The sequence below is a fragment of the Caldisalinibacter kiritimatiensis genome, from assembly GCF_000387765.1.
GTDB classification, from domain to species: domain Bacteria; phylum Bacillota; class Clostridia; order Tissierellales; family Caldisalinibacteraceae; genus Caldisalinibacter; species Caldisalinibacter kiritimatiensis.
The window spans coordinates 1-2,356 of sequence record NZ_ARZA01000045.1 but is presented as its reverse complement, the minus strand read 5'-3'; the positions used below and the strand labels follow the sequence as shown (position 1 = coordinate 2,356).

The following is a 2,356-nucleotide window of genomic DNA, read 5'->3' as shown; positions in this document are numbered from 1 at the left end:
TGATTCCTCAGGGCTACGCCCACTTCATTTTATCAAAATTTTTTATACTTTCCTAGACAAGAACAAAGTCAACTTCGTTGATTTGTTAGTTAGTAGTTCGTTTAAAACCTATATTTAACTCAATTACTGGATATAAAACAATATACTTTTTTATAAAACAAAAAAAGAGAGATTTTAAAAATCTCTTTAAGAATTTTGTATTTTCCTTGTATTTAATACTTTATATTCCACTTCTAGCTCTTTACTCATAATATTAATGACTTCTCTAATATATTGACTATCTTCCTCAGTAACCAATATTATATGATTAAAATGTTTCTTAAGTACATCTATATAATATTGTACATCTTCACTATCATTCACAATTATTTCTATTGTCTTATCTGTTTGTTTATTTTTCCTAGTAGTAAAATCATAATACACGTTTTTTATAAAAGCTATAATTCCATACACAAAGAAAACATATACAAAAACTGTAAGCAACCAAATAAACACTTACCCCCACCTTCTTTCATATGTTTCATTATTATAATATGCAGGTTATTAGTTTATGTGATAAACAAAGTCGACTTCGTCGATTTGTTAGTTAGTAGTTAGTAGTTTTTTAGCCCTTTAATTAGGCTCAAATGCCTTTAAACACTACTACTTTTTTCATTTCACTTCTACCTGTGTATTTAACTTAATTACAATCTATACAGTAAATATACTTTCTTAGAAAAAAAAGCTGATGAGCTAAGCCCATCAGCTTTTTTTATTCTCCTAAACCTTCTTTTCTAAGTATCTCTGCTTTATCTGTTTTCTCCCATGGAAGGTCTAAATCAGTTCTTCCAAAGTGACCATAAGCTGCAACCTGTCTGTAAATAGGTCTTCTTAAGTCTAAATCTCTAATGATAGCAGCTGGTCTTAAATCAAAATGCTTCTTAACTAATTCTTCAATTTCGCTTTCTTCTATCTTATTAGTTCCAAAAGTATCAACTAAAACTGATACTGGCTGTGCAACACCTATAGCATAAGCTAATTGAACTTCACACTTATCAGCTAATCCTGCAGCTACTATGTTTTTAGCAACATATCTTGCAGCATATGCAGCTGATCTGTCCACTTTTGTTGGATCCTTACCAGAGAATGCTCCACCGCCATGACGTGCATATCCTCCATATGTATCAACTATAATCTTTCTACCTGTTAATCCAGCATCTCCTTGTGGTCCACCTATTACGAATCTTCCTGTTGGGTTAATATAATACTTAGTATCATTATCTAGTAGCTCTCTAGGAATAACTTTAAAGATTACATGTTCTCTTAAATCTCTCTCAATAGTTTTTAAATCTACTTCAGGACTATGTTGTGTTGAAATAACTACAGCATCAATTCTGACAGGTTTGTCATCATGATATTCAACAGTAACTTGAGTCTTACCATCAGGTCTTAAATAATCTAATGTACCGTTTTTTCTAACCTCTGATAATCTTCTTGCAAGTTTGTGTGCTAAAGATATTGGAAGAGGCATTAGCTCTTCTGTTTCATTACAAGCATAACCGAACATTATTCCTTGGTCTCCAGCACCTATAGTATCTAACTTATCTTCTTCACTATTTCTGTACTCAAGTGCTTCATCTACTCCCATAGCTATATCTGGTGATTGCTCATCGATAGAAGTAAGTACTGCACAAGTGTCACAGTCAAAACCATATTTTGCTCTTGTGTAGCCTATTTCTTCTATTGTTTTTCTTACAATCTTAGGTATATCTACATAGCAATTTGTTGATATTTCTCCTGATACTAAAACTAATCCTGTAGTAACCGATGTTTCACAAGCTACCCTAGCTTCTGGGTCACACTCTAAAATTGAATCTAATATAGAATCTGAAATTTGGTCACAAATCTTATCTGGGTGTCCTTCTGTAACTGACTCTGAAGTAAATAACCATTTTCTCATTATATATACCTCCCTCTCATTTATAAATTCTAAATTTTAAATTTTGAATTTTGAATTTTAAATTATCAATCAGTATTTTACTTCATTAAAACAAGTTTTATTTAACATTTAGAATTTACAATTCAAAATTATTTTATTAAAAATAAAAATCCCCTTCCAAAAGGAAGAGGTAAGTTGCAACGTTCACCTCATCTTTCAGAATCCGTGTTCTGTGGGACTTAGCACCTTGTAATATATTACAGGTTGCCGGGTTTCATTGGGCCCATTCCCTCCACCTCTCTTGATAAGGTATCAAGATTTTTAATTGTTGATTTAAATATATCACAGTACGTATCCTATGTCAATATTTTATAATTTATACCAGAGATTTCGCATCTAATTTCCAGTAAAAACTTTACTTTCCCTTAATTTGTAATG

Annotated in this window: 2 protein-coding genes and 1 riboswitch; both genes read right to left on the bottom strand. The window is 31.4% G+C overall.

The features are described 5' to 3' along the window. Nucleotides 1-186 precede the first annotated feature (186 nt). Nucleotides 187-495, bottom strand: coding sequence for a hypothetical protein (locus L21TH_RS01490; RefSeq protein ID WP_006307355.1), 309 nt, complete (start codon nt 493-495; stop codon nt 187-189). 256 nt (nt 496-751) lie between these two features. Next, nucleotides 752-1,939 carry a methionine adenosyltransferase gene (gene metK, locus L21TH_RS01485; RefSeq protein ID WP_006307349.1) on the bottom strand — a complete coding sequence of 396 codons (1,188 nt, stop codon included), beginning with the start codon at nt 1,937-1,939 and terminating at the stop codon, nt 752-754. Nucleotides 1,940-2,124: 185 nt separating this feature from the next. Further along, a riboswitch (SAM riboswitch) is annotated at nt 2,125-2,229 on the bottom strand. Between the last annotated feature and the right edge of the window lie 127 nt (nt 2,230-2,356).